The organism is Serratia marcescens, assembly GCF_029846115.1.
Lineage (GTDB): Bacteria > Pseudomonadota > Gammaproteobacteria > Enterobacterales > Enterobacteriaceae > Serratia > Serratia marcescens_L.
The window spans coordinates 838,498-864,980 of the sequence record NZ_JARVZZ010000001.1; the positions used below are offsets into that span (position 1 = coordinate 838,498).

Annotated in this window: 26 protein-coding genes; 17 read left to right on the plus strand and 9 right to left on the minus strand. The window is 59.7% G+C overall.

Going from position 1 to position 26,483, the window contains the following annotated elements; translation table 11 throughout:
* Window positions 1–232: 232 nt before the first annotated feature.
* The 3 genes from gpmM to QDT79_RS03890 are packed head-to-tail and all read left to right on the plus strand — an operon-like array spanning window position 233 to window position 4,074.
* Window positions 233–1,777: a 2,3-bisphosphoglycerate-independent phosphoglycerate mutase gene (gpmM, locus tag QDT79_RS03880; RefSeq protein WP_107228033.1), complete on the plus strand. Its 1,545-nt coding sequence runs from the start codon at window positions 233–235 to the stop codon at window positions 1,775–1,777.
* Between the two features lie 9 nt (window positions 1,778–1,786).
* Window positions 1,787–3,121, plus strand: coding sequence for a murein hydrolase activator EnvC (gene envC / locus QDT79_RS03885; RefSeq protein ID WP_063991308.1), 1,335 nt, complete (start codon window positions 1,787–1,789; stop codon window positions 3,119–3,121).
* Between the two features lie 2 nt (window positions 3,122–3,123).
* Window positions 3,124–4,074: a divergent polysaccharide deacetylase family protein gene (locus QDT79_RS03890; protein ID WP_063991307.1), complete on the plus strand. Its 951-nt coding sequence runs from the start codon at window positions 3,124–3,126 to the stop codon at window positions 4,072–4,074.
* Window positions 4,075–4,115: 41 nt separating this feature from the next.
* On the opposite strand, the gene tdh is transcribed toward QDT79_RS03890, so the two are convergent.
* Together tdh and kbl are read right to left on the minus strand one after the other, a co-directional pair.
* Window positions 4,116–5,141 carry an L-threonine 3-dehydrogenase gene (tdh, locus tag QDT79_RS03895; RefSeq protein ID WP_025304682.1) on the minus strand — a complete coding sequence of 342 codons (1,026 nt, stop codon included), beginning with the start codon at window positions 5,139–5,141 and terminating at the stop codon, window positions 4,116–4,118.
* Window positions 5,142–5,150: 9 nt separating this feature from the next.
* Window positions 5,151–6,347 (minus strand): glycine C-acetyltransferase, encoded by a 1,197-nt coding sequence (kbl, locus tag QDT79_RS03900; RefSeq protein ID WP_004931154.1) that lies wholly within the window; start codon window positions 6,345–6,347, stop codon window positions 5,151–5,153.
* 239 nt (window positions 6,348–6,586) lie between these two features.
* Here kbl and rfaD point away from each other — a divergent pair, with 239 nt between their 5' ends.
* Genes rfaD through QDT79_RS03930 form a run of 6 tightly spaced genes read left to right on the plus strand, consistent with a single transcriptional unit; the run spans window position 6,587 to window position 12,960 of the window.
* Window positions 6,587–7,516 carry an ADP-glyceromanno-heptose 6-epimerase gene (rfaD, locus tag QDT79_RS03905; protein ID WP_060453247.1) on the plus strand — a complete coding sequence of 310 codons (930 nt, stop codon included), beginning with the start codon at window positions 6,587–6,589 and terminating at the stop codon, window positions 7,514–7,516.
* A gap of 22 nt (window positions 7,517–7,538) precedes the next feature.
* On the plus strand, window positions 7,539–8,585 hold the full coding sequence (gene rfaF / locus QDT79_RS03910) for an ADP-heptose--LPS heptosyltransferase RfaF (RefSeq protein ID WP_149559992.1): 1,047 nt from the start codon (window positions 7,539–7,541) through the stop codon (window positions 8,583–8,585).
* Between the two features lie 2 nt (window positions 8,586–8,587).
* Window positions 8,588–9,553 carry a lipopolysaccharide heptosyltransferase RfaC gene (rfaC, locus tag QDT79_RS03915; RefSeq protein ID WP_063991305.1) on the plus strand — a complete coding sequence of 322 codons (966 nt, stop codon included), beginning with the start codon at window positions 8,588–8,590 and terminating at the stop codon, window positions 9,551–9,553.
* Window positions 9,550–10,716 (plus strand): glycosyltransferase, encoded by a 1,167-nt coding sequence (locus QDT79_RS03920; protein WP_107228036.1) that lies wholly within the window; start codon window positions 9,550–9,552, stop codon window positions 10,714–10,716. The genes rfaC and QDT79_RS03920 overlap by 4 nt, the downstream gene beginning before the upstream one ends.
* A gap of 28 nt (window positions 10,717–10,744) precedes the next feature.
* Window positions 10,745–11,986 carry an O-antigen ligase family protein gene (locus tag QDT79_RS03925; protein ID WP_107228037.1) on the plus strand — a complete coding sequence of 414 codons (1,242 nt, stop codon included), beginning with the start codon at window positions 10,745–10,747 and terminating at the stop codon, window positions 11,984–11,986.
* On the plus strand, window positions 11,983–12,960 hold the full coding sequence (locus QDT79_RS03930; RefSeq protein WP_308316219.1) for a glycosyltransferase: 978 nt from the start codon (window positions 11,983–11,985) through the stop codon (window positions 12,958–12,960). The genes QDT79_RS03925 and QDT79_RS03930 overlap by 4 nt, the downstream gene beginning before the upstream one ends.
* Window positions 12,961–12,996: 36 nt before the next feature.
* On the opposite strand, the gene QDT79_RS03935 is transcribed toward QDT79_RS03930, so the two are convergent.
* Window positions 12,997–14,091: a glycosyltransferase family 9 protein gene (locus QDT79_RS03935; protein WP_063991301.1), complete on the minus strand. Its 1,095-nt coding sequence runs from the start codon at window positions 14,089–14,091 to the stop codon at window positions 12,997–12,999.
* A gap of 8 nt (window positions 14,092–14,099) precedes the next feature.
* Window positions 14,100–15,056 (minus strand): polysaccharide deacetylase family protein, encoded by a 957-nt coding sequence (locus QDT79_RS03940; RefSeq protein ID WP_063991300.1) that lies wholly within the window; start codon window positions 15,054–15,056, stop codon window positions 14,100–14,102.
* 210 nt (window positions 15,057–15,266) lie between these two features.
* Between QDT79_RS03940 and rfaQ the strand changes: the two genes are divergently transcribed.
* Genes rfaQ through QDT79_RS03955 form a run of 3 tightly spaced genes read left to right on the plus strand, consistent with a single transcriptional unit; the run spans window position 15,267 to window position 18,576 of the window.
* Window positions 15,267–16,349 carry a putative lipopolysaccharide heptosyltransferase III gene (gene rfaQ / locus QDT79_RS03945; protein WP_107228039.1) on the plus strand — a complete coding sequence of 361 codons (1,083 nt, stop codon included), beginning with the start codon at window positions 15,267–15,269 and terminating at the stop codon, window positions 16,347–16,349.
* Window positions 16,346–17,473, plus strand: coding sequence for a glycosyltransferase family 4 protein (locus QDT79_RS03950; RefSeq protein ID WP_063991298.1), 1,128 nt, complete (start codon window positions 16,346–16,348; stop codon window positions 17,471–17,473). Before rfaQ ends, QDT79_RS03950 begins: the two co-directional genes overlap by 4 nt.
* Window positions 17,474–17,475: 2 nt before the next feature.
* Window positions 17,476–18,576, plus strand: a complete 1,101-nt coding sequence (locus QDT79_RS03955) for a glycosyltransferase (RefSeq protein WP_149559987.1) — start codon at window positions 17,476–17,478, stop codon at window positions 18,574–18,576.
* 44 nt (window positions 18,577–18,620) lie between these two features.
* Here the strand turns inward: QDT79_RS03955 and QDT79_RS03960 are convergent, their stop codons facing one another.
* Entirely contained in the window at window positions 18,621–19,634 is a 1,014-nt protein-coding gene (locus QDT79_RS03960; RefSeq protein WP_049201837.1) for a glycosyltransferase family 9 protein, read from the minus strand.
* Between the two features lie 125 nt (window positions 19,635–19,759).
* Between QDT79_RS03960 and waaA the strand changes: the two genes are divergently transcribed.
* Genes waaA through coaD form a run of 3 tightly spaced genes read left to right on the plus strand, consistent with a single transcriptional unit; the run spans window position 19,760 to window position 22,300 of the window.
* Window positions 19,760–21,037, plus strand: coding sequence for a lipid IV(A) 3-deoxy-D-manno-octulosonic acid transferase (waaA, locus tag QDT79_RS03965; RefSeq protein WP_060453241.1), 1,278 nt, complete (start codon window positions 19,760–19,762; stop codon window positions 21,035–21,037).
* Window positions 21,038–21,811, plus strand: coding sequence for a glycosyltransferase family 2 protein (locus QDT79_RS03970; RefSeq protein WP_063991296.1), 774 nt, complete (start codon window positions 21,038–21,040; stop codon window positions 21,809–21,811).
* 3 nt (window positions 21,812–21,814) lie between these two features.
* Window positions 21,815–22,300 (plus strand): pantetheine-phosphate adenylyltransferase, encoded by a 486-nt coding sequence (gene coaD / locus QDT79_RS03975; protein ID WP_063991295.1) that lies wholly within the window; start codon window positions 21,815–21,817, stop codon window positions 22,298–22,300.
* Between the two features lie 3 nt (window positions 22,301–22,303).
* Here the strand turns inward: coaD and mutM are convergent, their stop codons facing one another.
* The 4 genes from mutM to radC all read right to left on the minus strand — a co-directional run bounded on the left by mutM (window position 22,304) and on the right by radC (window position 24,562).
* Window positions 22,304–23,119 (minus strand): bifunctional DNA-formamidopyrimidine glycosylase/DNA-(apurinic or apyrimidinic site) lyase, encoded by an 816-nt coding sequence (gene mutM, locus QDT79_RS03980; protein WP_107228043.1) that lies wholly within the window; start codon window positions 23,117–23,119, stop codon window positions 22,304–22,306.
* 81 nt (window positions 23,120–23,200) lie between these two features.
* On the minus strand, window positions 23,201–23,368 hold the full coding sequence (rpmG, locus tag QDT79_RS03985) for a 50S ribosomal protein L33 (RefSeq protein ID WP_002442576.1): 168 nt from the start codon (window positions 23,366–23,368) through the stop codon (window positions 23,201–23,203).
* An 11-nt stretch (window positions 23,369–23,379) separates the two neighbouring features.
* Window positions 23,380–23,616, minus strand: coding sequence for a 50S ribosomal protein L28 (rpmB, locus tag QDT79_RS03990; RefSeq protein WP_004931195.1), 237 nt, complete (start codon window positions 23,614–23,616; stop codon window positions 23,380–23,382).
* A 262-nt stretch (window positions 23,617–23,878) separates the two neighbouring features.
* Window positions 23,879–24,562, minus strand: coding sequence for a RadC family protein (gene radC, locus QDT79_RS03995; RefSeq protein WP_025304698.1), 684 nt, complete (start codon window positions 24,560–24,562; stop codon window positions 23,879–23,881).
* A 183-nt stretch (window positions 24,563–24,745) separates the two neighbouring features.
* Between radC and coaBC the strand changes: the two genes are divergently transcribed.
* On the plus strand, window positions 24,746–25,963 hold the full coding sequence (gene coaBC, locus QDT79_RS04000) for a bifunctional phosphopantothenoylcysteine decarboxylase/phosphopantothenate--cysteine ligase CoaBC (RefSeq protein WP_063991342.1): 1,218 nt from the start codon (window positions 24,746–24,748) through the stop codon (window positions 25,961–25,963).
* Window positions 25,941–26,399 carry a dUTP diphosphatase gene (gene dut / locus QDT79_RS04005; RefSeq protein WP_016929680.1) on the plus strand — a complete coding sequence of 153 codons (459 nt, stop codon included), beginning with the start codon at window positions 25,941–25,943 and terminating at the stop codon, window positions 26,397–26,399. The genes coaBC and dut overlap by 23 nt, the downstream gene beginning before the upstream one ends.
* Window positions 26,400–26,483: the final 84 nt, after the last annotated feature.

Genomic DNA, 26,483 nt, shown 5'->3' on the forward strand with positions numbered 1-26,483 from the left:
TGCGGCAAATACAGCCAATAAGCAAGCGCGATTGTAGAAACTGCGGGCTGCGCTGAGAAATTCCCGACGTCAGAGCATAAAAGCCCGCGCGATTCGCCGCAACCTTGATCTCTTTGGGCTATTTATCGCCGCCGGCGGTGTAAAATCAGCCGGTTTTTCGAGGGTGAATAGCCATGCTTGCGGCGGGCGCATGGCTATTCGCAGCTTAAAAGGTTCATAAGAGGTCAATGCAATGTCGAGCAACAAAAAACCGATGGTACTGGTGATCCTGGACGGTTACGGCCATCGTGAAGAGCGGCAGGACAACGCGATCCTGAACGCCGGCACCCCGGTGATGGATCGCCTGTGGCGGGAGCAGCCGCATACGCTGATCGCCGCTTCCGGGCTGGATGTCGGCCTGCCCGACGGGCAAATGGGCAACTCTGAAGTCGGCCACGTCAACCTGGGCGCCGGGCGCATCGTGTACCAGGATCTGACCCGGCTGGACAAAGCTATCGCCGACGGCGACTTCTTCGCCAACCCTGTGCTGACCGCCGCTGTCGATAAGGCCGTAGCGGCCGGCAAGGCGGTGCACATCATGGGCCTGCTGTCGCCGGGCGGCGTGCACAGCCACGACGAGCACATCCTGGCCATGATCAAGCTGGCCGCCCAACGCGGCGCCAAAGCCGTTTATCTGCATGCCTTCCTCGACGGGCGCGACACCCCGCCGCGCAGCGCCGAAGCCCCGCTGCAACGCTGCCGCGACGCCTTCGCCGCGGTGGGCGTCGGGCGCATCGCCTCGCTGATCGGCCGCTACTACGCGATGGACCGCGACAACCGCTGGGATCGCGTGCAGCTGGCCTATGACCTGCTGACCGCGACCAAAGGGGACTCCGTGGCCGAGGATGCGATCGCCGGGCTGCAGGCCGCCTATCAGCGCGGTGAAAACGACGAGTTCGTCAGACCGACCGTGATCCGCGCCGCCGGTGAGGCCGATGCCGCGATGCAGGACGGCGACGCGTTGATCTTCATGAACTTCCGCGCGGACCGCGCGCGCCAGATCACCCGTGCCTTCGTGAACGCGGATTTCGACGGTTTCCCACGCGCCAAACAGGTGCAGTTCGGCGATTTCGTGATGCTGACCGAATACGCCGCCGACATCGCGACCGCCTGCGCCTATCCGCCGGCGTCGCTGTCCAACACCTTCGGCGAATGGCTGATGAAGCACAACAAAACTCAGCTGCGCATCTCGGAAACCGAAAAATACGCCCACGTCACCTTCTTCTATAACGGCGGCGTGGAAGCGCCGTTCAAGGGCGAAGACCGCGTGCTGGTCAACTCGCCGAAGGTCGCCACCTACGATCTGCAGCCGGAGATGAGCGCCGCCGAGCTGACCGACAAGCTGCTGAGCGCCATCCGCAGCGGCAAATATGATGCCATTATCTGCAACTACCCGAACGGCGACATGGTAGGGCATACCGGCGTGTATGAAGCGGCGGTGAAAGCGGTGGAGACGCTGGACGCCTGCATCGCCCAGGTGGTTGATGCGGTGCGCGACGTCGACGGCCAGTTGCTGATCACCGCCGATCACGGCAACGCCGAGCAGATGCGCGATCCGGCCACCGGCCAGGCGCACACCGCCCACACCAGCCTGCCGGTACCGCTGATTTACGTCGGCAAACCGGCGCGGGCGGTCGAAGGCGGCAAGCTTTCGGACATCGCGCCAACCCTGTTAACGCTGATGGGAATGGAAATCCCGCAAGAGATGACTGGTAAGCCGCTGTTCATCGTGGAATAATCCTTCTCCATGAGGGAGAAGGCGTTTTTTGCACTATCAAGGGTAACCCGAAGCGCAAACGCAGGCAGCCGACCGCTGCCTGGACGCACCGCGCCAAGGACGTTCACCGCCATGTGCGCCAGCGTATTTTGCGCTGGCGTCTTGCTGTTGCCGCTCGCCGGCCAGGCGGCGGAAGACAATAAATCCCAGCTGAAAGACATCCAGCAGAGCATCGCCGAGAAAGAAAAAGCGGTGAAGCAGCAGCAACAGCAGCGCAGCTCACTGCAGGATCAGCTGCGTCAGCAGGAAAAAACCATCGCCCAGGCCAGCCGCCAGTTGCGCGACACCCAGGGCACGCTCACCCAGTTGGGCAAGGACATTTCCGGCCTGAACGCCTCGATAGCCAAACTGCAAAAGCAGCAATCGGCCCAACAAAACCTCCTCGCCAAACAGCTCGACGCCGCCTTCCGGCAAGGACAGCACAGCGCCGTGCAGCTGATCCTCAGCGGTGAAGAAAGCCAGCGCAGCGAACGTATTCTGGCCTATTTCGGCTATCTGAACGAAGCGCGCCAGAAAACCATCGAAGAGCTGAAACAGACCCGCGCCGAGCTGGCGAAGCAAAAAACCACGCTGGTGGCCAAACAGGGCCAGCAAAAATCCTTACTGGGCGAGCAACAGACGCAGCAGCAGAAGCTGGAGCAGGCGCGCGGCGCCCGCAAGAAAACGCTGACCGCGCTGGAAGCCTCGCTGGAAAAAGACCAACAACGCCTGGTGGAACTGCGCCAGAACGAAGCCCGCATGCGCGACAAGATCGCTCGCGCGGAGCGCGAAGCCCGTGCGCGCGCCGAACGCGAAGCCCGTGAAGCGGCCAAGGTGCGCGAACAGGTGCGCATCAAGGAGCAGCAGGCGAAGAAAACCGGCACCACCTACAAACCTAGCGAAGCCGATCGCTCGCTGATGGCGCGCACCGGCGGCCTCGGTCGCCCGGCCGGCCAGCTGATGTGGCCGGTGCGCGGCCGCACGCTGCACGGCTTTGGCGAACAGCAGCAGGGCGAGCTACGCTGGAAAGGCATGGTGATCGAAGCCCGCGAAGGCAGCGAGGTGAAAGCCGTCGCCGATGGCCGCGTGCTGCTGGCCGACTGGCTGCAAGGCTATGGCCTGATGGTGGTGGTCGAACACGGTAAAGGCGACATGAGCGTGTACGGCTACAACCAAAGCGCGTTGGTCAACGTCGGGGCACAGGTGCGCGCCGGCCAGCCGATCGCTCTGGTCGGCACCAGCGGCGGCCAGGGAACGCCGTCGCTCTATTTCGAAATCCGTCGTCAGGGACAGGCGGTTAACCCACTGCCGTGGTTGGGAAGATAGATTTGCGCTATGTCAAAACCCGAACAGCTCTGTTAATAGGCTGTCTGCTGCAGGTTTACGCTGCGCAGGCAGGAAAACTCTCCATCGTCATCGATGACGTGGGCTACCGCCCTCACGAAGAAAACGCGGTGCTGCAAATGCCGACGGCGATCTCGGTCGCGGTGTTGCCCAACGCGCCGCATGCCCGCCTGATGGCCACTCGCGCCCATAGCCAGGGCCGCGAAGTCTTGATCCACATGCCGATGGCGCCGCTCAGTAAGCAGCCGCTGGAGCGCGATACCCTGCAGCCCTCCATGAGCAGCGAAGAGATCCAGCGCATCATCCGCAATGCGGTGAACAACGTGCCCTACGCGGTCGGCATGAACAACCACATGGGCAGCGCTATGACCTCCAGCCTGCCGGGCATGCAGAAAGTGATGCAGGCGCTCGAAAGCTACCGCCTGTACTTTCTGGACAGCATGACCATCGGCAGCAGCCAAGCGACCCGCGCCGCGGCCGGCACCGGCGTGAAGGTGATCAAACGCAAGGTGTTCCTCGACGATACCGCGAACGAAGCCGACATCCGCCGCCAGTTCAATCGCGCGGTCGAATTGGCGCGGCGCAACGGCTCCGCCATCGCCATCGGCCACCCGCGCCCGGCGACGGTGAAGGTGCTGCAGCAGATGCTGCCGTCGCTGCCCGCCGATATCGTGCTGGTTAAACCGAGCGCGCTGCTGAACGAACCGCAGGGCAACGGCGGTGGTAGCTACGTCCCGCCGGTCAAACCGCAAAAACCGCAGCCGAAGAACCCGTTCAGTGGCGGCATCAAGCAGTGCAAGGTCAAACCGCCGAAGGAAAAAACCAACGCCGGCACCGCGCTGGGCGTCATCGCCGACAGCATCGCCACCTCGCCGCCGGTGACCTTCATCAAGCGTCATTGGCAGCACTGGACGCAAGCCAAACCGCAAACATAAAAAAAGGGCCGGAATTCCGGCCCTTTTCACATCTGGCGAAATCAATCCCAGCTCAGCACCACTTTACCCGACTTGCCGGAGCGCATGGCGTCGAAGCCCTGCTGGAACTCGTCGATCGAGAATCGGTGGGTGATGATCGGGGTTAAATCCAGACCGGACTGGATCAGTGCCGCCATCTTGTACCAGGTTTCAAACATCTCGCGGCCGTAAATCCCTTTGATAAACAGCCCCTTGAAGATGACCTGGTTCCAGTCGATCGACATGTCCGAAGGCGGAATGCCCAGCATGGCGATGCGCCCGCCGTGGTTCATCGCATTGAGCAGCGTGCGGAACGCCGGCGGCGCGCCGGACATTTCCAGACCGACGTCGAACCCTTCGGTCATGCCCAGCTCGGCCATCACGTCGTTAAGGTTTTCCTTGCTGACGTTCACCGCGCGGGTCACACCCATCTTGCGCGCCAGTTCCAGGCGGTATTCGTTAACGTCGGTGATCACCACATGGCGGGCGCCGACGTGTTTGCACACCGCCGCCGCCATGATGCCGATCGGGCCGGCGCCGGACACCAGCACGTCTTCCCCGACCAGATCGAACGACAGCGCGGTGTGCACCGCATTGCCGAACGGATCGAAGATCGAAGCCAGTTCGTCGGAGATGTTATCCGGGATCTTGAAGGCGTTGAATGCCGGGATCACCAGGTATTCCGCGAAGCTGCCCGGGCGGTTCACGCCCACGCCGACGGTGTTGCGGCACAGGTGCGTGCGGCCGCCGCGGCAGTTGCGGCAGTGGCCGCAGGTGATGTGGCCTTCGCCGGACACGCGATCGCCGATGCTGAAGCCTTTGACTTCCTGACCGATCGCCACCACTTCGCCCACGTATTCATGGCCGACCACCATCGGAACCGGAATGGTTTTTTGCGACCACTCGTCCCAGTTGTAGATATGCACATCGGTGCCGCAGATCGCGGTTTTGCGGATTTTGATCATGATGTCGTTGTGACCCAGCTCCGGCTGAGGCACGTCGGTCATCCAAATTCCTTCTTCCGCTTTCAGTTTTGACAGTGCTTTCATGGTTTTACCTTATGCAATAACGCCAAGATCCTTACCGATACGTGTAAACGCCGCCACTGCGCGTTCGATTTGCTCCGGGGTGTGGTCGGCGGACATCTGGGTACGGATGCGCGCCTGGCCTTTCGGCACCACCGGATAGAAGAAACCGGTCACATAGATGCCTTCCTTGAGCAACGCATTGGCGAATTCCTGCGCCAACTTCGCCTCACCCAGCATCACCGGGATGATGGCGTGATCGGCACCGGCCAACGTGAAGCCGGCGGCGGTCATTTTTTCGCGGAACAGACGCGCGTTGGCCCACAGGCGATCGCGCAGGGCATCGCCCTCTTCCAGCAGTTCCAGCACTTTGATCGACGCGGCGACGATCGCCGGCGCCAGCGAGTTAGAGAACAGGTACGGCCGCGAACGCTGACGCAGCCACTCCACCACTTCTTTCTTGGCCGCGGTGTAGCCGCCGGACGCGCCGCCCAGCGCTTTGCCTAACGTACCGGTGATGATATCGACGCGGCCCATCACTTCGCAGTATTCATGGGTGCCGCGCCCGTTGGCGCCGACAAAGCCCACTGCATGGGAGTCATCCACCATCACCAACGCCTGGTACTCGTCTGCCAGATCGCACACCCCTTTCAGGTTGGCGATCACGCCGTCCATCGAGAAGACGCCGTCGGTGGCGATCAGAATGTGGCGCGCGCCGTCGGCTTTGGCCTGCTTCAGCTGCGCGGCCAGCTCGGTCATGTCGTTATTGGCGTAGCGATAGCGTTTGGCCTTGCACAGGCGCACGCCGTCAATGATCGACGCGTGGTTCAGCGCATCGGAGATAATGGCGTCTTCCGGGCCGAGCAGGGTTTCGAACAGCCCGCCGTTGGCGTCGAAGCAGGAGGAGTACAGGATCGCGTCTTCCATGCCCAAAAAGGCCGCCAGTTTCTGTTCCAGCTGCTTGTGGCTATCCTGGGTGCCGCAGATGAAGCGCACCGACGCCATGCCGAAACCGTGGCTGTCCATTCCCGACTTGGCGGCGGCGATCAGCGCCGGGTGGTTGGCCAGGCCCAGGTAGTTATTGGCGCAGAAGTTAATCACATGGCTGCCGTCGGCAACGGCGATATCCGCCTGTTGCGCGGAGGTGATGATGCGTTCTTCCTTGAACAGCCCTTCACTGCGAGTGGCGGCAAGCTGTTGTTCCAACTGCTGATAAAAAGACGCTGACATTCGGTTATCTCCAGGATTGGGCTATTTGCGGCATATTTTACTGATTTGTAACCAAACTGACGAGAATGCGCGGGAGAGAATATTAAAATTGCAGCAGATATCACGGCAAAAAGCGGACTTCAATGGCAATGCGGGATATTCGGAGCCCTTCCGCTGTTTGCCGCGGCATGAAATGCTATGATAACCGCCATTGAGCGTGGGGCATTGTGCCCCGCCAGCAGCTTAGCAGGGGTAACCCAATGATTATCGTCACTGGCGGCGCCGGCATGATCGGCAGCAACATCATTAAGGCACTGAACGACAAGGGATATCGCGATATCCTGGTGGTGGATAACCTGAAAGACGGCACCAAGTTCGTCAACCTGGTCGATCTGGACATCGCCGACTATATCGATAAAGAAGACTTTATCGCCAGCATCATGGCCGGCGACGATCTGGGCGATATCGAGGCGGTCTTCCACGAAGGCGCCTGCTCCGCGACCACCGAGTGGGACGGCAAGTACATGATGGACAATAACTATCAGTACTCCAAAGACCTGCTGCACTACTGCCTGGATCGCGAAATTCCGTTCCTGTACGCCTCCTCCGCCGCCACTTACGGCGGCCGCGAAGAGTTTATCGAAGAGCGTCAGTATGAAGCGCCGCTCAACGTGTACGGCTACTCCAAATTCCTGTTCGATCAGTACGTGCGTGAGATCCTGCCGGAAGCGGACTCGCAGATCTGCGGCTTCCGCTACTTCAACGTTTACGGCCCGCGCGAAGGCCACAAAGGCAGCATGGCCAGCGTCGCTTTCCACCTGAATACCCAGATCAACCGCGGCGAAAACCCGAAACTGTTCGCCGGCAGCGAAAACTTCAAGCGTGACTTCATCTACGTCGGCGACGTGGCGGCGGTTAACCTGTGGTTCTGGGAAACCGGCAAATCCGGCATCTTCAACTGCGGCACCGGCCGGGCGGAAACCTTCCAGGCGGTGGCCGACGCGGTGGTGGACTTCCACCAGAAGGGCGCGGTGGAATATATCGAGTTCCCGGAGAAGCTGAAGGGCCGCTATCAGGCGTACACCCAGGCCGATCTGACCAAGCTGCGCGCCGCCGGCTACGACGCACCGTTTAAAACGGTCGCCGAAGGCGTGAAAGAGTACATGGCCTGGTTGAACCGCACCGCATAAGCTGAAGGAATTAACGCTGGGTATGAAAATACTGGTTATCGGCCCTTCTTGGGTTGGCGACATGATGATGTCGCAAAGTCTCTATCGCACCCTGAAGGCCGAATACCCGTCGGCGGAGATCGATGTGATGGCGCCGGCCTGGTGCCGCCCACTGCTGGCGCGCATGCCGGAAGTCAATCAGGCGCTGGCGATGCCGCTGGGCCATGGCGCGCTGGGGCTCGGCGAACGCCGCCGCCTGGGGCGCGCCCTGCGCGCCAACCGTTACGATCGCGCTTACGTTCTACCCAACTCGTTCAAATCCGCGCTGGTGCCCTTCTTCGCCGATATCCCGCAGCGCACCGGCTGGCGGGGCGAAATGCGCTACGGCCTGCTGAACGACGTCCGCGTGCTCGACAAGGCGGCCTTTCCGCTGATGGTGCAGCGCTACGTGGCGCTGGCCTATGACAAAGGCCGCATTCAGCGCGCCGACGATCTGCCGCAGCCGCTGCTGTGGCCACAGCTGCAGGTGAGCGACGAAGAGATCGCCGACACCACCGCAGCCTTCAACCTGACCGACAGCCGGCCGATCGTCGGCTTCTGCCCAGGTGCGGAGTTCGGCCCCGCCAAACGCTGGCCGCACTACCATTATGCGACGCTGGCTCAGCAGTTGATCGAGGGCGGCTATCAGGTCGCGCTGTTCGGTTCGGCGAAAGACCACGAGGCCGGCGAACAGATCCGTGCCGCGTTGCAGGAAAACACTCGCGATTTCTGTCTTAACCTGGCCGGAAAAACCCAGTTGGAGCAGGCGGTGATCCTGATCGCGGCCTGCCGGGCGGTGGTCAGCAACGACTCCGGTTTAATGCACGTTGCCGCAGCGTTGAACAAACCGCTGATAGCCTTGTACGGCCCAAGCAGCCCCGACTTCACGCCGCCGCTCTCCGACAAGGCGCGGGTGATTCGCTTGATCAGCGGCTACCACAAGGTGCGTAAGGGCGATGCCGAGCAGGGATACCACCAAAGTTTGATCGATATTCAGCCGCAGCAAGTGTTGGATGCGCTGACGCCGTTACTTGTCGCCAGCGAGGAATAGTCATGCAGGTGTTAATCGTAAAAACCTCCTCGATGGGAGACGTGCTGCATACGCTGCCCGCTCTGACCGACGCGCTGCAGGCCATTCCCGATATCCGCTTCGACTGGGTGGTGGAAGAAGGTTTCAGCCAAATCCCGACCTGGCACCCGGCGGTGGATCGCGTGATCCCGGTAGCCATTCGTCGCTGGCGCAAAAACTGGTTCGGCAACGACACCCGACAACAGCGCTGCGACTTCAAGCGCGCGCTGCAAGAACGCCGTTACGACGTGGTGATCGACGCGCAGGGCCTGATCAAAAGCGCCGCGCTGATCACGCGCATCGCCAAAGGCAACAAACATGGCCCGGACTGCAAGAGCGCGCGCGAGCCGTTCGCCAGTTGGTTCTACAACGTGCGCCATGAGATAGACAAGCAGCAGCACGCGGTGGAACGCACGCGCGAACTGTTCGCCAAAAGCCTCGGCTACGATAAACCGGGCAGCTACGGCGATTACGCCATCGCCGCACGCTTTCTCAGCCACCCGCCGGCCGATGCAGGGCAGTATTTGGTGTTTCTGCACGCGACGACCCGTGACGATAAACATTGGCCGGAGCAAAACTGGCGTGAGCTGATCGCGCTGACGGCGGACAGCGGGCTGAAGATCAAACTGCCGTGGGGCGCGGAGCATGAACATCAGCGCGCGCTGCGCTTGGCGGAAGGTTTCTCTCATGTCGAAGTGCTGCCGAAGCTCAGCCTGCAGCAGGTGGCCGAGGTGCTGGCCGGCGCCAAGGGCGTGGTCTCGGTCGACACCGGACTCAGCCATTTGACCGCCGCGCTCGACAAACCCAACATCACGCTGTTCGGGCCAACCGATCCCGGCCTGATCGGCGGCTACGGGCAAAATCAGCACTCGTTGATTTCTCCGGAAAAAAGCATGGCGACAATCGACGCCGATACGGCATGGCAGGCGTTGCAAAAGGTTCTAGCATGAAAAAACTGCATATTATCAACCTGGGTAAAATGGGCGGCGTCGAGCGTCTGTTCCTGCAGTACATCAACGATACCACCGACGGCAGCAACCAGGTCTTGTGCATCAGCGGTGACATCGGCGAAGAGATCCGCCGCCAGTTGCCTGCGCATCAGCCCGTCACCTTCGCCAACCGTCTGATCAATGCGTTGCCGTTGCGCTGCCCGCAGTTCCTGCGCAAATATTTGCTGAAGCGGAAAATCGAGCGGGCGAACGCCGACGTGGTGATCGTCTGGGACCTGGTGCCGGGGCTGGCGGCCAAACCCAAGCGCGGCAAGCTGGTTTATTACGATCACGGCTGCTCCTGGCGTTACCCCAAGAATAAAAAGACGCTGCGTTTCTTCGCCATGCTGGACGGCGTCATTTCCGCCTCACACGCGTCAAAGCGGGTGATGGAGCTGCGCTTTAATCTGCCTTGCCCAAATCACGTGGTGATCAACCGCATCAAGACGCCGGCGGGGATCGACACTGCGCCGAAAATGCTGTCGCAGCCGGTCAGGATCGGCACGGCCTCACGCCTGGTCAGCCTGAAAGGCATCAGTGTTTCATTATTGATGATGCAGGAACTGCTGCGGCGCGGGCATGACGTCACGCTGGAAGTGGCCGGCAAAGGGCCGGATCGCGCGGCGTTCGAGGCGCTGGCGGCTCGGCTTCAGCTCGGCGACCGCATCACTTTCAGCGGTTATCAGGATGACGTCGCCGGCTTCTTCAATCGCACGCACATCTACATGAGCACGCCGATCACCGAGCCGTTCGGCTTGTCCTGTATGGAATCGCTCTATTTCGGCGTGCCGGTCATCTTCCCGCAGGTTGACGGCCAGCCGGAAGCGGTCAGGGATGGGGTCTGTGGCATTGGCCTGACGCCGTCGGTCACCATCGAACAGCACCGACAGCTCACCAATATCGAGGTCGACTTCCCGCATGAGGTCTACGATCCGTTGACCGACAGCCTGGTGACGCCCAAGCTGCTGTCGCATATCGACTGCGCGGATGCGGTGGAAACACTGTTGGAACAGGGAACCTATCAAACCATGAGTCTGAATGCGCGGCGCTATCCTGCGAAACATTTCAACTATGCTCAGTTCAAAGTTGAATTCGACGACACGCTGCGATCCTTTATCGCTTAATTGAAACGTGAGCCGGAAAACACGCCCGATGCTAAAACTCAGAACGCCGCACCCTGCCTTCAGCTATTTAATCTATCTGGGGTGCGCCATCGCTTTTTGTACCATTCCTTTCGGTTCCGCGACCGGACGCAATCTGTTTTACGTTTCCAGCTACATCGCCTTTATCGCCGTTTGCCTGTACCCACGCTACTACTTCAGCAACGTTAGAAATCTGCTGCTGCCCGCGCTGATGTTCAGCGTCGGCATGGGAACCATCCTCTGGATGCATCACTTCAAACAGCCGGGCGAGTATATCAATGTTTATCGTTCCTATATGTCAACCGGCAAACTGCAGCTCGCGACCGCTTTCATCTTGCTGATCGCGCTCAATGAGCGACTGTGCGTACAGCGGTTGCTCATCGTTGTGGCCCTCACCACTGGTCTGGCGATCAACGGTTATTCCCTCTATCAAGGGCTGCGTCTCGATATCCCGCGCGTAGAGCTCAACTTCGATCGCGCCACGGTCGCCGCCTACCTGATGACCGCCATCGATCTGGTGATGATGCAAGCCATCCTGATGCTGCGCACCCGTTACCGCCTGGCGTTGTACATCGCGGCGTTTCTGCTGTCCTTTTCTGCGCTGGTGCTCACCGGCACGCGTGCGGCCATGTTGGTCTACCCGGTGGCGGTCTGCCTGTCACTGCTGGCGACCAAACAACTGGTTTCCAGGAAACACAAGCTCGCGTTGGTAGCCTCGGTGCCGCTGCTGCTCATAGCCTGCGGCCTGGTGTTCAAGCCGCAGATAGAAGAACGCATTCAGGCCTTTGAGACCGACATGCGCCTGATGGATCAGCCACAGACTGAAAACTCGATCATTTCCCGGCTGTCGATGCAAACGCTGGCATGGCGCACCGGTTCACAAGCTCCATGGGGCCAATCCGCCGAACAGCGCGGAGAAGAGATCCGCACCATGGTCGCACAGCAGCCTCGCCTGTCTGGCGTCATGCCCTATATCAACGTGCATCTGCATAACGAACTGCTGGAAACCTATTCGCTCAAGGGCGTTTGGGGGGGGCTGCTATTGCTGGCGCTCTACATCTGCCTGTTCTTCTCTTCGTTCCGGCCGCAGCGCAACGCGCTGCTGCTGAGCGTCAGCGCCAGCCTGTTTGTCTACGGCTTGAGCGACGTCATCTTCTTCAGCACGGAAGGCACCGCCATGTTCTGTCTGGCGTTGATCGCCGGGGTGCTCTCCGTGGCGAGACAGCCTTCCGCACAGGAGCAGGCCGCGTGAAAATTCAACCACCGCTGCTCAGCGTTATCGTGCCGTTTTATAATAACGAAGCGTTCGTTATCGCTGCGCTGGATTCGTTATTTGCACAGATTCGCGACGATATCGAGGTGGTGATCATCGATGATGGCTCCACCGACGCCTCCGGCGCGCTGGTCAGCCACTATCTGGCGCAGCGGCGGCACCCGCGCGTGATCTTTACTTCACAGGCCAACGGCGGCATTGCGCACGCCCGCAACGTCGGCTTACGATTGGCTACCGGACGCTATCTCACCTTCCTCGACGGCGACGATCTGCTGAGCGACGACTATCTGGCCATCCTGCACCCCCTGCTACTCGCCGGTGAATATGACCTGATCGATTTTAATTATCAGAAGTTCACCGAACAACCGCCGAAATCAGAGAACCGCGCGACGCAGCCCGTAGCCTACGACTTTTCACAATTGGGGCCGAGCTGCCTGCAACCGCTTTTCGCACGCTCGATGTGGCATCTCTGGAGCCGGGTATATAAACGCACGCTGCTGGAAGGGGAAACGTTCGAAGACGGCAGGCGCTATGAAGACGTGATTTTTACGCCTTTTCAGTATTTCAAAACCCGCCGCATCGCCCATCTAGACTGCGAGCTCTATTTCTATCGGGACAACAGCCAGGGCATCACTCGCAATATCAAACCTAAAGATATTGAAGACCTGCTGTTCGCCATGGAGAAGATGCTGCGTTTTGTGGCGCAGCATCCCGGGGATGAGCCGCTACGCCGGTTGGCCACCCTGATGCTGGCCAACTGCTTTTCCGAGGTCAAAAGCATGTCGAAGGCGGTATACGGCTATTACCATTACGCACCGACAACGCTGCACATCCTGCGCCGCACCGCTGATATCTGCCGCAACAGCGACGTGCCGGGCAAAAAAGTCCGCCAGATGCGCTATGCGCGAGTGGATACCTTTCTTTCGAAGCTGCGCGGGCGCAAGCCGCGCTAACCGCATCGGCCGGGCGGCCGATGCGTCGTCGCTCCTTCAGCGTGTCAAAGGCACGTGCGCGACCAGCTCATCATAAATCCGCTGCGGCTGGATGACCCCCATCGGGCTTTCTGCCTCCAGTGGCATCGTATAGCCGGTACGCGACACCTGAATGATGCGGTGCAGTTCCGCATCCTGAATCGGGCCGGTGGAGCGTGAGTCGGCGGTCACGAACAGGCTGATGGTTTTCACCTTCAACGCCACTGCCAGATGCAGCGGCCCGGTATCGCCGGTGACCAGAACATGGAAGCTGTCGAGCAACGTCAGCAAGCCTTGCAGCCCCGTTTTACCGATCTGGTTATCCACGCAGGCCTGCGTTTGCGGGCCGATCAGGCTCATAAACTGTTTGGCCTTGCCGTCGTCGAACGGTGCGCCAATCAGCACGATGCGTACATTAGGGTGCTTCGCCACCAGCTCATCGGCCAGCCGCGCATAGTGCGAAACCGGCCAGCAACGCGACTCTGTTGACGCCCCCAGTTGAAAACCGATGGTGGGATGCTCGCTGCTTTTGACGCCGCGCTGATAATCCACGGGAATTTCCATCGTCGGATCGTCGCTACGGCAGCCTAAAATGGAAATCAGCTCCAGCTTGCGGCGTACGAAGTGGCCGTAATAATGGAAGATATAGTTGGTTAGCCAAGGCTCCAGCCCGCAAATGCCTGAGCTGTAGTTGTCCCTGATAATGTACTTCGCCCCGGCCAGTACGGCACTGATGATGTCATAAGGCAGATGGGAGTGCAGGATCAGCGCCAAATCCGGCTGATGTTCGCGCAACGATTTCAGCAACGGGCGGATCGTCTTGATCTTGCTGTCCCAATACACCACGCGATCGTAATAGCGGCCGTTTTCCACCAGCTCGCGGTTTTTCTTGTGCACCACCAGCGTGATGTGCGCGTTGGGATAGCGTTCCCGCATCGCCCTCAATGCCGGCGTGTTGAACATGAAGTCGCCCAACGCCGTGGTGGAATAGATAACGATATTGTCAAACTGCTGGGCGCCGTCGAACGTCGCCTTGTCCTGAAAACGGCCGTACTTCGCCGTATAGCGACGCAAGAACCAGTCTGCAACCTTGATTTTCCATTTCTTCGACATGTGCGTGCTTAATTCGCTTTAAGTTGATAATACTCGGCCAGCGTCATGCCCACCGTGCGCTGCTGCAGCCAGTCAAACAGCTGCTCCAGATCGCGGTACAGCACTTCGATATCCTGCTCGGTTTTGAACGTCGGGCTGCCGCCCGGCATAAATTCGGAGGAGTGCAGCATAAATTCGACGTAGTCATGCCCCTGCGCCAGCGACGCCTCAGCCACACTTATCATCTTGGCCACGTTGCCGCCACTCGGCCGCAACCAATTGACGGACGGTGAACGCCGCTTGCCACGCAGCCGATCATAACCTTGCTTGAACGCGTTCATCAGCGCCGAGTGCTTGTACTGAATGCTCATCGGCACTTCCAGCAGCGACGAAGCACCCGGTTTGGCAATGTTCTGTGGATCGATGAAATAGGCCTGCGACGGGAACCGGCTGTAATCGGTGCCGCCGTTGCCCTGCGGATTGCCCGGCGAAAACTGCCAGTTGACCCGCGGCGTCACCGAACAGTCCACCTGATAGCCGTATTCCAGCAGCAGCGAGGCATAATATTCGTTGAACGCCCAGCGGCCGGCGCGATGGCTGAGCATTTTGGTCTGGAAGGCATCTTCCAGCAGCTTGGTCATGTGATCGACCTTGGCGCGGATCTGATCGGCGGGATACTCGATCAAATAAGGCTTGTAGCGCCAGTCGTCGTCGGTGAGCGGCGTTAGCGGTGGGCTGTTCCAGGCATGCAGGTGCATGCCCACTTCACCCGCGCCGCGGGCAATCACATCACGCGCGAACTCGACGTAAGCCGGGTCCACTGCCATTTCATAGTTGGTGAGATAAACCGGTTTGAAGGCGTATTTTTCGCACAATGCCTGAAAGCGCGGCAAGAAACGCGTGTTTTCGGTCGCGATGCGATCGTGGTTTTGCCACAGATTATCGCCTTCGGTATCAATGGTGATGAGAAACGCCGGTTTAGTCATGAATATCGAGCCTGATATCAACAGAATGCACTATGTTACGCAGGCCGTTTCGCCAGGGCAAACGACTTTGCTGCCTGGTTTGGACAACGTTGAAACGCATTCGTCCCCGGCTCGGCGATTTTTTTGCGGCCCGGCAAGAAAACCTTGCAACAGTAGCCACATGCGATCGGGTCATTTAGAATCAAAGATTGGTTTCCCAGAAAGCGACTCATGATGAACGACGCGCCAGCCCCAACTTCCGCCCCATCCGTACAGCGTATTTTGATCATAAAACTGCGCCATCACGGCGATATGCTGCTGGTCACGCCGGTCATCAGCAGCCTGCGGCAAAACTACCCGCAGGCGCAGATCGATGTGCTGCTGTATCAGGAAACGCAGGAGATGCTGGCCAGCAATCCGGAACTGTCGACGCTGTTCGCCATCGACCGCCAATGGAAAAAACAGGGCACCCGCGCGCACCTGGGGCACGAGCTGGCGCTGCTGCGCCGCCTGAAGGCGCAGCGCTACGATCTGGTGGTCAACCTGGCCGATCAGTGGCGCAGCGCCATTATCACGCGCCTGACCGGCGCGCGCATCCGTCTGGGCTTCGATTTCCCCAAACGCCGCGGCTTCCTGTGGCGCCACTGCCACACGCAGCTGGTGCCGGTCGACAATCACGCCCACCTGCATACCGTCGAACAAAACCTCTCGCTGCTGGCGCCGCTGAACCTGCCCGTGCTCAGTGATCATGTGACCATGAGTTACGATCCGCAGGATTGGCAGACCTGTGAGCAACAATTGCAGAAACAGGGCGTCGCCGGCAGTTATATTGTGGTGCAGCCCACCTCGCGCTGGTTCTTCAAATGCTGGAGCGAAGAGAAAATGGCCGCCACCCTCACCGCCTTACAGGCCGACGGCCACCAGTTGGTGATCACCTCCGGCCCCGACGCCAGAGAACAAGCCATGGTAGAACGCATTTTGGCGCTCTGCCCGCCGCAGGGCGTGATCTCGTTGGCCGGCCAGCTGACGCTGCGCCAACTGGCCGCCCTGATCGACCACGCCAAGCTGTTTATCGGCGTGGATTCGGTGCCGATGCACATGGCCGCCGCGCTGCAAACGCCGTGCGTGGCGCTGTTCGGCCCTTCCAAGCTGACGTTTTGGCGGCCGTGGCAGGCTACCGGCGCCGTGATCTGGGCCGGCGACTTCGGCGAACTGCCCGATCCGGACGCCATCGATACCGGCACCGACGAACGGTATCTCGACCTTATTCCTACAGACGCGGTGATTGCAGCCGCGCGGAGCACGCTGGCATGAAAGCATTTCGTTTGGCGATCGTTCGCCAAAAGTACCGCCCAGACGGCGGAGCCGAACGTTTCGTTTCCCGCGCCCTGGAAGCGCTGGAGCAACAGGATCTCGATCTGAACGTCATCACTCGCGAATGGCAGGGTGACGCCAATCCCAACTGGCACATCCACCTGTGCAATCCGTTAAAGCTCGGCCGTATCAGCCGTGAACGGGGCTTCGCCGTGGCGGCCAGGGCGCTGTGGCAGAAAGAGCGTTTCGATCTGGTGCAAAGCCACGAGCGCATTCCCGGCTGCGACATCTACCGCGCCGGCGACGGCGTGCACCGCCGCTGGCTGCTGCAGCGCGCGCGCCTGCTGCCGGAATGGCGCCGCAAGTGGCTGTTCTCCAATCGTTATCATCGCTATGTGATGTGCGCCGAACGCGCCATGTACGCCGCACCGGAGCTGAAAGCCGTCATCTGCAACGCCGAGATGATCAAGCAGGAAATCATCGCCGACTTTGGCGTACCCGCCGACAAAATCACGGTGATCTATAACGCCATCGACAATCAAAAATTCCCGCCCGCCGACGAGGCCCAGCGCCAACGTCTGCGCGAGCAGTATCAGATCCCGCAACAGGCGCACTGCCTGATCTTCGTCGGTTCCGGCTTTGAGCGCAAAGGGCTGGCCGCCGCCATCCGCGCCGTGGCGGCGACCGACAGCCACCTGTTGGTGGTCGGCAAAGACAAGGCCGAAAAACGCTACCGGGCGCTGACGCAGTCGCTGGGCTGCGGCGATCGGGTTCACTTTATGGGCGTGCAGAAACAGACCTTGCCGTTCTATCAGGCCGCGGACGCGCTGCTGCTGCCGACGCTGTACGATCCGTTCCCGAATGTGATTCTGGAAGCGATGTCGTGCGGCCTGCCGGTTATCACCAGCACCACCTGCGGCGGCGCCGAGTTTATCACCCCCGGCCAGAACGGCTTCGTGACCGACGCGCTCGACGTACCGGCCATCACGGAGGCCATTCGGGCGCTGCCGCGCCAGGCGCTGGGATCATCCATGGGCGAAGCGGCGAGATTGCGCATTATGACGGCTACGCCGGCGCATCTGTCCGAACAGCTGATTTCCCTCTATAACCGGTTACTGGATTAGCTATGCGTATTCTGATGATCATCGACGGCCTGCCGGGAGGCGGCGCGGAAAAAGTGGTGCTGACCCTGTGCCAGGGCATGCAGCAACAGGGGCATGACGTCAGTCTGATCTCGCTGCGCGACGTCTGCAATTATCCTATCCCGTCAGGCATTGATTATCAGGTGGTGGCCGATCGCAGCCGCGCCCCCTGGCGCAAGCTGACCGAGCTGCCGCGCCGCGCCGCCGCGCTGGATCGGGCGATAGCCGAACACGAGCGCCAACGCGGCGCGTTCGATCTGGTGTTCTCCAACCTGCATAAAACCGATCGCATCGTCAGCCGCAGCAAGCGGTTGGCCGCGGATCGCCTGTGGTTCTGCATTCACGGCATTCTCTCCACCTCCTATCTCGGCCACCGCACGGGCCTGGACCGCTGGCTGAAGCAACGCAAAATCGCCAACGTTTACCAGGGGAGAAATATCGTCGCCGTTTCACGGGCGGTTGGCGACGATCTGCAGCAGAACTTGCCGATTCGCCCACGCCGGCTGGCGGTCATCAACAACCCGTTCGACATCGACGCCATCCAGCAACAGGCGGCGGCGCCTTGCGAACTGGCCGGCCAGGACTATCTGGTGCACGTCGGCCGCTTTCACGCCACCAAGCGGCATGACCGTCTGCTGAAAGCCTATGCGCTCTCGGGCATTCAGGCACCGCTGGCCTTGATAGGCACCGGGGACGACGCCAGAGTCGCCGAGGTCAAACGTCTGGCGACAGAGCTGGGCATCGCAGAGCGCGTGCGATTTCTCGGCTTCCAGGCCAATCCCTACCCGTTTATTCGTCATGCCTCGCTGCTGGTGCTCAGCTCCGACAGCGAAGGGTTTGGCAACGTGCTGGTAGAATCGCTGCTGTGCGGCACGCCGGTGGTCAGCACCCGTTGCCCGGGCGGCCCTGCGGAAATTCTGGAAAAAGCCGGCATGGCTAACGCGCTGACGGAATTAAATGAAGCGTCGCTGGCAGAAAAAATGACGGAAATTTACGCCAATCCGCCGCAGATAAATCAACAGCAATTGCTGAGTTATGGGCTGGAGCCTATTTGCCGTCAATATATTGAGCTGAAAGAAAAATAATAGAGAAATAAATAAGGCAGGGGATACCTGCCTTATTTTCCTCGTTAGCTGAGCGCCTGCATTTTCTGCCAAACCTCGTCGACAGAAACATCCTCACAGTGCCCCGACTCACTCTGCAAAATATGATGACGGCCGGTCCATGGATGCCAGGAGGCTTTATCGGTATCGCCAAAGAACACCACCATGTCCTTATTCAACGCGGCGGCAAGATGCATCTGCCCACCGTCGCTGCACAGCACCCGGTCGCATAAATCGAACCCGCCCAACAGCTCACGTACCGACGCCGTCGGATAAAGCGCGACGCGTTCGTTTTGACACAGCGCCAGCAGCTGCTCGGCGCGCTGCTGGTCACCGATGTCGTCCGGCGCCAGCGTGCCCTGCGGCGACCAGAAGATCAGCACGCCGGTGTGGGGATCGGCAACCAGACGGTTGATGATTTCGGCATAGCGTTCAACCGGCCAACGTCGTTTCGGGCTGCGGCTGCTGATGTGCACGGCGCATACGCGCTCGACCGGCGGCAGACGCTCTTGTAGCCGTTGCGCCGCCAATTGCCGCTCTTCAGGCGTCAGAAACACCCGCACCGGCGGGATCGGTATGGATTGGTCGGTTATCGCCGATAAATAGCTGTAGGTATGTTCGACCTGATGTTGACCGTGGAAATCGTCCTTGCGGAACGGGCGATGAATATCTTTCGTGCCCAAATCGGCGCCGATGATATGGGTGGCGCCGGCCATTTTCGCTAAACGCAAACTGTATTTGCAAGGCACCGGGTTGGCCAGAATGACCGCATCGAACTTTATTTTTCGCAGCTTCAGGAAGATCATCAGGCGTTCGAAATAAACGCCCAACGTCGTTTCATTCTTCGCCTTGTGCTTGGCCTTTTTATAGACAAAAACTTTCTCGAGATGAGGATTGTTTTTAACGACATCCTGGCTGACTTTATTGATCAGCAGATAAACTTTAGCGTCCGGATAGGCAATTTTCACCCCTTCAATCAGAGGCGTGGTGCAAACAAGATCGCCGATGTTGTCGCGGCGAATAATTAAAATATTCTTCATTCCGAGCCTGTCGGCGAAATCGCTCGCCGGTTGTCTGAAACTGACACCCAAGGTTACCAAATTAGCGCCTTTCCCTTCCAGTTATGGTACTATTCCGAATAACCCATATAAATGAAATTGATAGAATGTTGCTGCGTTTATATCAGGTACTACTCTACCTCATCCAACCCCTGATCTGGCTCCGCTTACTGCTGCGCAGCCGCAAAGCTCCAGCCTACCGTAAACGCTGGGCGGAACGCTATGGCTTCTGCGCCGGGAAAGTCGTGCCAGGCGGCATCATGCTGCATTCCGTCTCCGTCGGCGAAACGCTGGCGGCCATCCCGTTGGTACGGGCGCTGCGCCACCGTTACCCCGCTTTGCCGATAACTGTGACCACAATGACCCCAACAGGTTCAGAACGCGTCCAGTCTGCTTTCGGCAAAGACGTACATCATGTCTATCTGCCCTACGATCTGCCCGGTTCCATGAACCGCTTCCTCGATCAGGTGAATCCCAAGCTGGTGATCATCATGGAAACCGAGCTGTGGCCTAACCTGATTAACGCGCTGCACCAGCGGCAAATCCCCCTGGTTATCGCCAATGCGCGTCTGTCGGCCCGCTCCGCCGCCGGCTATAAGAAAATTGGCGGGTTCATGCGCGATATGCTGCGCCGCATTACGCTGATCGCCGCACAGAACCAGGAAGACGGCGATCGGTTTATCGAACTGGGCCTGAAGCGCTCGCAGCTGGCCGTGACCGGCAGCCTGAAATTCGATATCTCCGTCACCCCGGAGCTGGCCGCCCGCGCCGTTACGCTGCGCCGCCAATGGGCACCGCGCCGCCCGGTGTGGATCGCCACCAGCACCCATGACGGTGAAGAAACCATCCTGCTGGAAGCACACCGCAAACTGCTGGAAACACACCCCGACCTGCTGCTGATCCTGGTGCCGCGTCATCCGGAACGCTTCCCGACCGCCAAGGAGCTGGTGCAGAAAGCCGGCTTCAGCTACACCCTGCGCAGTAGCGGCGAAATTCCGTCCGGCAGCACCCAGGTGGTGATCGGCGATACCATGGGCGAACTGATGCTGCTGTACGGCATCGCCGATCTGGCCTTTGTCGGCGGCAGCCTGGTGGAACGCGGCGGGCACAACCCGCTGGAAGCCGCCGCGCACGCCATCCCGGTGCTGATGGGCCCGCATACCTTCAACTTTAAAGACATCTGCGCCAAGCTCTCGCAGGCCGAAGGCCTGATCACCGTGACCGATGTGGATTCGCTGGTGAAGGAAGTGGAAACCCTGTTAACCGACGAAGACTACCGTCGTTACTACGGCCGCCATGCGGTGGAAGTGCTGTATCAGAATCAGGGAGCGTTGCAGCGCCTGCTGCAGCTGCTGGAACCGCACCTGCCGCCCCGGAGCCACTGAATGAGCAGCCGCAAAAGCCTGTCGGTAGTGATGATCGCCAAAAACGAAGCCGGGCTGTTGCCGGACTGTCTGCGTTCGGTCGAGTGGGCCGATGAAATCATCGTGCTGGACTCCGGCAGCGAGGACGACAGCGTCGCCGTCGCCGAAAGCCTGGGCGCCAAAGTCTTCACGCACACCGACTGGCAAGGGTTCGGCAAGCAGCGTCAGCTGGCGCAAAGCTACGCCAGCCATGACTACGTATTGATGATCGACGCCGACGAACGCGTCACGCCCGAGCTGCGGCAATCCATCGAGCGGGTGTTGAACGCGCCGGACGATGGCGCCGTCTACAGCTGTGCGCGGCGCAACCTGTTTCTAGGCCGCTTCATGCGCCACAGCGGCTGGTATCCCGACCGCGTCAACCGCCTGTACGCCAACCAACGCTATCGCTATAACGACGATCTGGTGCACGAATCGCTGAATATCGGCGACGCCAAGGTGATCCCCCTCAGCGGCGATATGCTGCACCTGACCTGCCGCGACTTCTTCGCCTTTCAGCGCAAACAGCTGCGTTACGCCGAAGAGTGGGCCACGCAGCGCCACCGGGCCGGCAAGCGTTGCGGCTACCTGTCTATTCTGACCCACACGCTCGGCGCCTTCGTCAAAACCTGGCTGCTGCGTGCCGGCTTCCTCGACGGTAAACAGGGGTTGCTGTTAGCGGTGGTCAACGCGCAATATACCTTCAATAAATATGCCGCATTATGGGCATTGGGCCGCAACTACTCAGAGAAGTGAATCATGACCAGCAAAGCCATCTATCCCGGGACCTTCGATCCCATGACCAACGGCCACCTGGATTTAGTGACGCGCGCGTCACTGATGTTCGATCACGTGATTCTGGCCATCGCCGCCAGCCCGAGCAAAAAACCGCTGTTCAGTCTGGAGGAGCGCGTGGCGTTGGCGACGCAGGTCACCTCGCATCTGGGCAATGTGGAAGTGCTGGGTTTCAGCGAGCTGATGGCGCACTTCGCCGCTCACCAGAATGCCAATATCCTGGTGCGCGGCCTGCGTGCGGTGTCTGACTTTGAATATGAATTGCAGCTGGCGAACATGAACCGCCATTTGATGCCGACGCTGGAAAGCGTGTTCCTGATGCCTTCCGAAGAGTGGTCGTTCATCTCCTCCTCGCTGGTGAAGGAGGTCGCCCGTCACGGCGGCGATATCGCGCCTTTCCTGCCTGATGTGGTCACCCAGGCGCTGATGGCGAAGCTCGCCGCCGAGTGATGCTCAGCGCTGGCAGCGGCGGCAAAAGAAGGTGCTGCGCTGCCCGTGCTTGGCGGATTCGATCGGCGTGCCGCACGCGCGGCACGGTTCTCCCGCCCGCCCGTAAACCTGCAGCTCCTGCGCGAAATACCCCGGTTTGCCGTCCGACTGCAAAAAGTCGCGCAATGTCGTGCCGCCCTGCTCGATAGAGCGCTGCAATACCGCCTTGATGGTCTTCACCAGCAGTTCCGCTTCGGTTTTGCTCAACGATCCCGCCGGACGATCGGGCAAGATCCCGGCGCTGAACAGCGATTCGCTGGCGTAAATGTTACCGACCCCGACCACCAGCTTATTATCCATCAGCCACGGTTTGATCAGCGTGCGCTTATTACGTGATTTTTCATACAGGTAGTCGCCGTTGAACGCTTCACTCAGCGGTTCCGGCCCCAGATGCGCCAACACGCTGCTGGCCGCCAGGTCTTCGCACCACAGCCAGGCGCCGAAACGGCGCGGATCGGTATAGCGCAAGATCATGCCGTTGCTGATCACCAGATCGACGTGGTCGTGTTTGCCGGCTTCATCTTCGTTTTCCTCGCGCAGTATGCGCAGGCTGCCCGACATGCCCAGGTGCACGATAATCCAACCGCTCTCCAGCTCGATCAGCAGGTATTTGGCCCGGCGCTGCACGCTGAGCACCGGCCGATCGCTCAGCGTCAGGATCTGCTCGGAAACCGGCCAGCGCAGGCGCGCGTTGCGCACCACCGCATACTGAATGCTGTGGCCGACAAGATAAGGCTCTATACCGCGTCTGCTCGTCTCAACTTCCGGTAATTCAGGCATCTGGCTTCCCCTCCGACGTTTTCTACCCTTTATAAAACAAAAAACCCGGCCAAGGCCGGGTTTTTCATTAATCCACTAAAATTATTTAATTTTAGCTTCTTTGTATACTACGTGCTGACGGACAACTGGATCGAATTTCTTCAGTTCCAATTTTTCCGGCTTAGTACGCTTGTTCTTCGTGGTGGTATAGAAGTGACCAGTACCAGCAGAAGAAACCAGCTTGATCTTCTCGCGAACACCTTTAGCCATGATTCAGTTCCTTAATACTTCTCACCACGGGCACGCAGATCGGCCAGAACCGTCTCAATACCCTTCTTATCGATAACACGCATACCTTTAGCAGATACACGCAGAGTTACAAAGCGCTTCTCAGCCTCAACCCAAAAACGGTGTGAGTGCAGGTTAGGCAGAAAACGGCGTTTGGTCGCGTTCATTGCGTGGGAACGGTTGTTACCGCTCACCGGGCGCTTGCCAGTAACTTGGCAGACTCGGGACATGTCTATTCTCCAAAAATCAAATCAGCTCGAGCTTCGTATAGGGTATGGCCGCCTCGTCAGGCTTTTAGAGCCCATCTCAGCAAACTTCATACTGAGGAGACTCTCGTCATCAGGTAGAAACCACACATCAGGTCAGAAACCTGCTGAGATAGGCTCTTGCGCCAAACCCAAGATTCTCAAAGGTGGCGTAGTATACGCTCTGAAGCGTAAGTGCTCAAGTCCCGAACAGCTAAAGATCCCACAAGGATCGCGAAAAAATCGCTTAAAGCCATCCGCGCTCGGCAAAAGAGACGCATTCACCCCGACCGATCACCAAATGATCAAGCACTCGGATCTCCAATAACTGACAGGCTTTCACCACCTGTTCCGTTATCAAACGGTCGGCATGACTGGGTTCAGCCTTACCCGAAGGGTGATTATGCGCGAGAATCAGCGCGGCGGCATTAGCCTTCAACGCTTCACGCACAATTTCTCTCGGGTAGACGACGACGCTGCTGATGGTACCAGCAAACATCTCCTGATGGCGAATAACCCGGTGCTGATTGTCTAAAAACAATACCAAAAAGACCTCTCGCTCGCGATGCGCCAGCAGGCTTTGCAGATAATGCTGGGTGACGCGCGGATTGAGCATGGCGTTTTCCTGCGACAAATGGCTGGAAAAGAAGCGCAGCGCCAGCTCGGCAATCGCCTGTAGCTGCGTATAGCTGGCGTCCCCCAGACCTTTTTGGCTGCAAAAAGCCTGATGGTCGGCCGACATCAGGTGATAAAGCGAGCCGAACCGACGCAGCAGCTGCTCCGCCAGCTGCATCACGTGCACGCCGGGCAACCCGGTACGCAAGAAAATGGCCAACAGCTCTGCGTCGGACAGCGCCGCCGCCCCCTGCATCAACAGCTTTTCACGCGGCGCCAGCGCACCCGGCCAGCACGCCACAATCGGGTTGCTCATCGTATTCCTCCCTGAAAGGGCTACAGCATGCCATGTGCCACCCGGCGCGTTCGACAGGTGTTTGATAACATTGCGAAGTGTTTCGCAAAGCACAATGTAATACCCTGCAGCCATTGCGGAATCACTCACCTGAACGGCGGATATGCTAAAATGGCGCATCTTTCGGCTTTCAATCGGACAATGATGATGACGGGACTTTCCGGCAAACATATTGTGCTTGGCATCAGCGGCGGCATCGCCGCCTACAAATGCCCAGAGCTGGTGCGCCGCCTGCGCGACAGGGGCGCAGAAGTGCGCGTGGTGATGACCCACGCCGCCAAGGCGTTCATTACGCCGCTGACGCTGCAGGCCGTTTCCGGCCACCCGGTGTCCGACGATCTGTTGGATCCCGCCGCCGAAGCCGCCATGGGCCACATCGAACTCGGCAAATGGGCGGATCTGGTGATTCTGGCGCCGGCGACCGCCGATCTGCTGGCGCGCGTCGCCGCCGGCATGGCCAACGATCTGCTGACCACCGTCTGCCTGGCGACCGATGCCCCCATCGCCGCCGCCCCCGCCATGAACCAGCAGATGTATCGCGCCGCCGCCACGCAGGCCAACCTGCAAACGCTGCAGGCGCGCGGCATGCTGCTCTGGGGGCCGGACAGCGGCAGCCAGGCCTGCGGCGACGTCGGTCCGGGCCGCATGCTGGATCCGCTGGACATCGTCGACCTGGCGAACGGTCATTTCTCCGCCCCGCAGGATCTGCAACATTTGCAGGTTATGATCACCGCCGGCCCGACGCGTGAAGCGCTGGATCCGGTACGTTTCATCAGCAACCACAGCTCCGGCAAAATGGGCTTCGCGATTGCCCGCGCCGCCGCCGCCCGCGGCGCGCAGGTGACGCTGATCGCCGGGCCGGTCAATCTGCCGACGCCGCCATCGGTCACCCGAGTGGACGTCACCAGTGCGCTGGAGATGGAGCAGGCGGTGCAACAGCGCGCCGCGCAGCAGCAGATTTTCATCTCCTGCGCCGCCGTGGCCGATTACCGCCCCGAGCAGATCGCCGATGAAAAAATAAAAAAACAGGGTGATGAAATCGTCCTCAAGATGGTAAAAAACCCCGATATCGTCGCCGGCGTGGCGGCGATGACCAAAAATCGACCGTTTGTCGTGGGGTTTGCCGCCGAAACCCAGAATGTGGAAGAATACGCGCGGCAAAAACTGGCGCGTAAGAAGCTGGATTTGATTTGCGCTAACGATGTATCGCTTGCAGAGCACGGGTTCAACAGCGACACCAATGCCCTGCACCTTTTTTGGCAGAATGGAGAAAAGCGCCTGGCGCTGAGCGACAAGGCACTCCTTGGCCAACGTTTAATAGACGAGATAGTCAGCCGTTATGATGAAAAAAATCGACGTTAAGATCCTCGACCCGCGCATCGGTCAGGATTTCCCGCTACCGACCTACGCCACGCCGGGCTCCGCCGGTCTCGACCTGCGCGCCTGCCTGGACAGCGCGGTGGAGCTGGCGCCGGGTGAAACCACGCTGTTGCCTACCGGCCTCGCGATCCACATCGCCGACGCCGGCCTGGCGGCGGTGATCCTGCCGCGCTCCGGCCTGGGCCACAAGCACGGCGTCGTGCTGGGCAACCTGGTCGGCCTGATCGACTCCGATTATCAGGGCCAGCTGATGGTGTCCGTTTGGAACCGCGGCCAGAAACACTTCACCATCGAGCCGGGCGAACGTATCGCGCAGATGGTCTTCGTGCCGGTGGTGCAGGCCGAATTCAACCTGGTGGAAGAATTCGACAGCAGCGAGCGCGGCGAAGGCGGCTTCGGCCACTCGGGGCGCCACTAAGCGCCATCCAAGGCACGATGGCCGGCAGGGAAACGTCGCCTGAACCTTGCCTTTCCGGGGAGAAGGATGTCTCTGCGGCAAAGT